We start from the raw sequence: 5745 nt of genomic DNA on the forward strand, positions 1-5745 counted from the left end.
CCTTTCAGGTCAAATCAATCGAGATTACCAACAGAACTTCAGTGTACAGCAAGTTCATCCGCGTATTTGGTTTCCGAAAAAACTTACTATGGGAAAATATAATCGCGCCGTCACCTTACGATGTGGCAAGCCAATACCCAAATTAGGATAGCGTAGGCCATGGAGGCTGCGTTACAGAGGTCAAGGGGCGCAAAATGGCGGATATCCGTACCGAAGTCGCAAACGCACTTCAGTGGTCTCTCGCGGCTCCCCTCACAAGGTCATCGCGGAAGCGGACGCCGGCGTCGTGACGCTGCGCGGAGTCGTCGATCAAGCCTATCAGAAATCCTACGCGGAGGCGGTCGCCCGTCGCGTGCCCGGCGTGGTCGACGTCAGGAACAACATCACCATTCGATTTTCTGTGGAATTTAGTCGACCGACCCTGCAACCCTCGTCTCCAACCTCGCTTCGGCGCTGAAAGTCGGAAAGATCGCAATGTTCCGGAGTTATTCCTATCAGATTTACGAAATGGCTCATGCGGCGTTCGCTCCGGCGCGTGCGGTTACGGACGCGACCCACTTCATGTTCCGCAATCCTTGGAACCCCTTGTCGACCACGACCCTCGGCAGGAACATTTCGGCCGGTGCCGAAATGTTCGAGCGGATGACCCGTCGTTACGGCAAGCCGACTTTCGGCCTCGACGAAATCGAGGTCGACGGCGTCGTTTACCCGGTGCTGGAGGACGTCGTCTGGAGCCGGCCGTTCTGCAACCTTCTGCATTTCGTCCGGCCCGGTTTTCCCGGCGGGGACGAACAGCCGAGGCTGCTCATCGTCGCGCCGATGTCCGGCCACTACGCGACGCTGCTGCGCGGCACGGTCGAGGCCTTGCTGCCCCATTGCAACATCTACATCGCCGACTGGACGGACGCGCGCATGGTCCCGCTCGCGCTAGGAACGTTCGATCTCGACGACTACATCGACTATGTGCGCCTGATGCTCGATCACCTCGGGCCGGGCGTTCATACGCTCGGCGTGTGCCAGCCGTCGGTCCCGCTGATCGCGGCGGTCGCGATCATGGAGCAGAACGGCGATCCGAACGTCCCCGCCAGCGTGACAATCATGGGAGGCCCGATCGACACCCGCAGGAGCCCGACCGAGGTCACCAAGCTCGCCGAGCAGCGCAAGCCTGAGTGGTTCCGCCGCAATGTCCTTCATCGGGTGCCGTTCCCCTATCCCGGCGTCGGCCGCGAGGTCTATCCAGGCTTCCTGCAGCTTTCGGGCTTCATGGCGATGAATCTCGACCGCCACGTCAACGCCCATCTCGAGATGTTCAACCACCTGGTGGAGGGCGACGGCGACTCGGCCGAGAAGCATCGCGACTTCTATGACGAGTACCTGGCGGTGATGGACATGGACGCCGCCTACTTCATGCAGACGCTCGACACTGTTTTCTTCCGTCACTTGCTGCCCAAGGGCGAGATGAAGCATCGCGGCCAACTCGTCGACCTGAAGGCGATCCGCCATTGCGGCCTCATGACGGTCGAGGGCGAGAAGGACGACATTTGCGGGGTCGGCCAGACTTTCGCTGCCCAGGACCTGTGCGTGAACATTCCGGAGGCGAAGCGGCTGCACCACCTGCAGATGGAGGTCGGCCACTACGGCATTTTCAACGGCTCGCGCTTCCGCAAAGAGATCGCGCCGAAGATGCGCAAGTTCTGGGCCGACATCGACGCCATGAGCGCCAAGCCCGACGCCAAGTCCGTCGCGACGCACGCGACGGTCGCGGCTTCGGGACGGACGCATGATGTCGCTCGCCGTCCGGCTTTTCCGCCCACAGAGGAAAACCAGATCATATATGTAACACCCTCGGCTAAACGGAAGTTTTCGCGTGCGGCTCGCCTGCGGCATCCCCTTGAAGATCCGGCCTGCGACGGACCGGGCTCTGTCCGCCTGAATTCTAGCGCGGCCAATACCAATACCAAGAAGCGACCCCCGGCGGCGCGCAAGCATATGGGAGACAAAGCATATGGGAGAAGTGTCTAACTGGAAAGTTCTCTATAGAGACCATTTCGATCAGAATCGGTCTTCTCGGACCAATCCAAGCAAGGAGGCCGCTCTTCGGCAGGCGAGAAACCTCTATCGCAACCACCGTGCTCAAATATATCGCCTTGAAGGGCCTAACGGCTAGGTCGTACCCAATGGGGATGTTATGAGCTGGGTATATGCTAATAGATGGTAGCCCACGAAAACGCGCCAAGGGTGGTGTTCGTATGAGCCGGTCGGGGCTCGAAGTAGATCCTGTTATTGAGAGCAGGGGTTAAGTTGGAGGATTGCCGCACCGTTTGATAGACGGAACAAACAAGACGAAGAAGAAGACGTCGGATTGACGCCGGGCCTCATGGCGCGGCTGAGCGCATACGCAACCGACCAGGAGGGGCAGCAAACGGTCCGATATGACCCCTTCGTAACGCCGACGATGAATGACCGGTATTTGCGCGAAGACGCCGTCGCTGGGTCACCTTTGCAGGGCAAACCACCACAGCTGTCAGACCGCCCCCCTTGATGGTCACGGGCCTTCAAATCCGCGCCCCAGAGCCGCATCGTCGATCTCCGCCGGCCGCTTCATGACGACGAAGCCGGCGCGATCGAGGTGATCCACAAGCCGTCTGTCGGCGATCTCGGTCATGATCTCGTCGGCGTTATGGACGCGCTTCCGGCCTCGGAATTGCAAGGCGAACGCGAGCGCGTCGGCGAGTCTTCGGCAGATGCCGGCGTGAGGCGTTCGGACGGGTCGGTCATCCGAGGGAGGATAGCGGCAGCGCGCGACGCCCCGCCTACGTGGGGTATTTCCTGTCGAGATAGAAGACGAGAGCGAAGATTGCGCCGATTACAAGCACAACAGGGACTAGCAACATAGCTGCCTCCTGCGATACGATGTGGGTGCATTATACGACCCGACGGCCGGCGTGACGAATCCTGTCCGACCGCGGGCATAACTCCCTAACGAAACGGAGGCCGAGTCGCCCCGTGTTCTGCGGTTGTTATGTTCTCCGTATATTCTCAGTATTGTCCGAAGTCCCCGGATTTGATAACATCAAAAAGGAGGACGACCGTATGACTACCACAATTCATTCGTCCTTCCCGGAAACACGCCTCGGCGAGGGAATATGGCGCATCAAGCTGAATTGCGCTCCATTGAGGCAGCGCTGTTGGAAACCCGCTTGGCCGCTGAATCGATGGACAAGCCGGTGCTCGCTTATTTTATCGATATGGCGATAGCTGAAGTGCGAGACATAACCCCCGCCGACCAAGAAACGCCCCGACTGCAAAACGGACGTAAACTATCTAAGGTCGTTCGGTTGGTAAATTCGCCTGCGAAAGTCGCTTTACGAGCTCGATAATCGCGTCACGCACGCTCTTGCGCTCGATCTGCAGAAATGCGCGAATAAGTTCGGCTCCCTCGTCGGGCGACGCGGGTGTTCTCTCCTCGGATTTAGGCGGGGGCGTATCCTTTGCTGCACAGACCATACTCATCACCACCTGGGTCGCATCGTTTGTTCCGCTTCGGTCACAACGACATCGTGTCCCTCGCGAATGGGTTACACGCCGCGTTTGTTCCCGCCGCAGAGAGATAAGGGCGCTTCCCAGTAAACTCAACTTGCCGTTTAGGCGTATCCCGGCGCGCAGCCCTTTAGGATGCCCACCACGGCGCGTCGCGATCCTCTGGCATTCAAGGTGGAACGGACGGGAGCGCGTTGGGGCGGACAAAGATGCTTTCTTTGATCGAGGTTGACCGAGATGATTGCCTCGGCGCCGGGATGGCGCTCTGGTGACGCTGACTGAAGCAGAAGGGGCTTGTCGATGTCGAAATCGAAAGATGGCGCGTATGCGTCGTGGATCAGCGACCCGGACCCGTTCAACGAGCCGCCCAAGCCGAAGCCGTCGGACCCGTTCAACGAGCCCGAGCCGGAGCTGGGCAAGAGGTAGGCTTCAGGGCAGCCGAGCTGTGAGGTTGAGAACGCTCCGGGCCGCCGGGCCAGCAAAGCCGCCCACTGATCGCGCTCAGCGTACGATTTTGAACAAATCGTGCGTTGAAGTTGACCGGCGCATTGGAGTGTTGGAGGGCATCGGGCGAATGATCTTCGTTTATCGCGCTGCGATCATCGCGTTCGCGACCTTCGCGAGCGCGCTCCTCGGGTTCGGCGTGCAGGCGCTGCTGCCGGCCGACTATGTCGCGGCGTCGAAGAGCATGATCGGCTCGGTCGGCGGCCTGGACGCGACGCTGGTGGCGATCGTTCTCGGCCTTCTGATCTGGACCGCCCACGGACAGTTCACGACGCAACTGACGCAGCTTCAGGCCATCGGGCGGGCGCTGATCCTGCTCGATCTCGCCTTCGCTGGCTACGGTCACGAGGGGGCCGTGGGGCGGAAGGAGCTGCACGGCATCGTCACGTGTGCGCGGGCGCGGTTATGGATCGAGGATCCCAAGGGCCGGCGAAGCCTGGTCTATTCCGATTTGGCCGCCGAGGTTCTGCCCATGCGCGGCACCCTCTTTGGTCTTCGCCCGGCGAACGACGACCAGCGACACGCCCTCGACGCAGCGCGGGATCACTTCGGCACGATCGTCGACACGCAGCTCACGATGCTCAGAAGCCTCGTCAATCCGGTCCCCAATCTGCTCCTGACCATCGTCGTCGGCTGGGCGTGCCTGTGTTTCTCTGCTACGCGCTGACGGCGGGGATCAACCTCCTCAGCGCGATCATGGCGGGGCTCGGCGCGGTCTCGGTCGCGAGCGCGGCCTATCTCATTCTCGAACTGAGCGACCCCTATGTCGGTCTGTTCAAAATGCGGCAAGACATCTTCGACGGACTAATGAAGACGCTGGCCGCGGCGGAGCGGGGCGGCGTCTCGCCCGAGGAGGCCGCTCCGAGAAGGGCGGGCTAGACGGGGTCTTGCGCACGCGATCCGGTGACGTGATCGCAATTCGGTTGAACCCGCTGCCGCTCTCGCTCAGATCGCCGCTCACCGGCCCTGTTAGGCCGCTTTCTGCTCGTGGAAGCGGCGCGCCCGCTTCGATCCCTGACAGGGAAGAGGCCGAGGTCAGCGCCCCAAGCGGCGATCGAGTTTCTGGACGAACCCCAGCAAATGGGCGTCTACGACCTCTTCGGCGGCGGCGATTTCCTCGAGCTTGCGGTCATAGGTTCGCCAGCGCATCCACCGCGGCTTTGCGATGTAGTCGCCGTCACCACTATCAGCGCCGAGCCTCTTCCGCAGTTTGAAGGCGCGCCGCAAGGCTCGGTCGTGAGGGGTTTCGCTGGCATTGGTAGGCGAGCCGGTAAGCTTGGCGCGACGCGAACGTGAGGGCGCCGTCGGGCAGGTAGAGCTTCGCGGTCCGCCGTCCCGTCCTCGGGCAATTGAACCACCACCGCCGGCTGCGGCGTCGTCGTTAGCCCGAGCCATGTCGCCTTGTCGCGAAGGGCGCCGGCGAAGAGGCGCTTGTCGTCGAGCGCTTGAAGGATGTTGTTCATTTGGATTCGTACTCCGCGAGAATGTCGGCGAGGTTCGGCCCTTCGTCACGCGGCGTCTTCGCCGCCTCAAGCAAAGAACTCTCGAGCCTCGCCACCAAGTTCATCGGTCGCACGACCTCACGATCCGCAGTTTGCCGGCTTGCGAAGACCAGCGCGTCTGTCTGCGCCTTCTCGACCAACAGTCGAAGCACGAGCTCGGCGCGCCTCGTCGAGTCTACATCACTCCGATCCCGATCTG

At 61.2% G+C, this 5745-nt stretch carries 6 protein-coding genes and 1 pseudogene; 5 read left to right on the forward strand and 2 right to left on the reverse strand.

The window, feature by feature from the left end; translation table 11 throughout:
• The first annotated feature begins 232 nt into the window (after positions 1-232).
• The 5 genes and pseudogenes from ACLP25_RS08980 to ACLP25_RS09000 all read left to right on the forward strand — a co-directional run bounded on the left by ACLP25_RS08980 (position 233) and on the right by ACLP25_RS09000 (position 4923).
• Positions 233-457, forward strand: a complete 225-nt coding sequence (locus ACLP25_RS08980) for a BON domain-containing protein (protein ID WP_442468858.1) — start codon at positions 233-235, stop codon at positions 455-457.
• 17 nt (positions 458-474) lie between these two features.
• A pseudogene (locus tag ACLP25_RS08985) lies at positions 475-1695 on the forward strand (polyhydroxyalkanoate depolymerase); the annotation flags it as partial.
• Positions 1696-3840: 2145 nt separating this feature from the next.
• Positions 3841-3966, forward strand: coding sequence for a hypothetical protein (locus ACLP25_RS08990; protein ID WP_442468859.1), 126 nt, complete (start codon positions 3841-3843; stop codon positions 3964-3966).
• A gap of 148 nt (positions 3967-4114) precedes the next feature.
• Positions 4115-4711 (forward strand): bestrophin-like domain, encoded by a 597-nt coding sequence (locus ACLP25_RS08995; protein ID WP_442468860.1) that lies wholly within the window; start codon positions 4115-4117, stop codon positions 4709-4711.
• Complete coding sequence (locus tag ACLP25_RS09000; protein ID WP_442468861.1) at positions 4690-4923, forward strand: hypothetical protein; 234 nt, start codon at positions 4690-4692, stop codon at positions 4921-4923. Before ACLP25_RS08995 ends, ACLP25_RS09000 begins: the two co-directional genes overlap by 22 nt.
• A gap of 156 nt (positions 4924-5079) precedes the next feature.
• Here the strand turns inward: ACLP25_RS09000 and ACLP25_RS09005 are convergent, their stop codons facing one another.
• Positions 5080-5271, reverse strand: a complete 192-nt coding sequence (locus ACLP25_RS09005; RefSeq protein WP_442468862.1) for a hypothetical protein — start codon at positions 5269-5271, stop codon at positions 5080-5082.
• Positions 5272-5503: 232 nt separating this feature from the next.
• A partial coding sequence (locus ACLP25_RS09010; RefSeq protein ID WP_442468863.1) for a hypothetical protein occupies positions 5504-5745 on the reverse strand: 242 nt, incomplete at its 5' end.

Origin of the sequence: Roseiarcus sp. (genome assembly GCF_052145395.1) — a bacterium.
Taxonomy (GTDB): Bacteria; Pseudomonadota; Alphaproteobacteria; order Rhizobiales; family Beijerinckiaceae; genus Roseiarcus.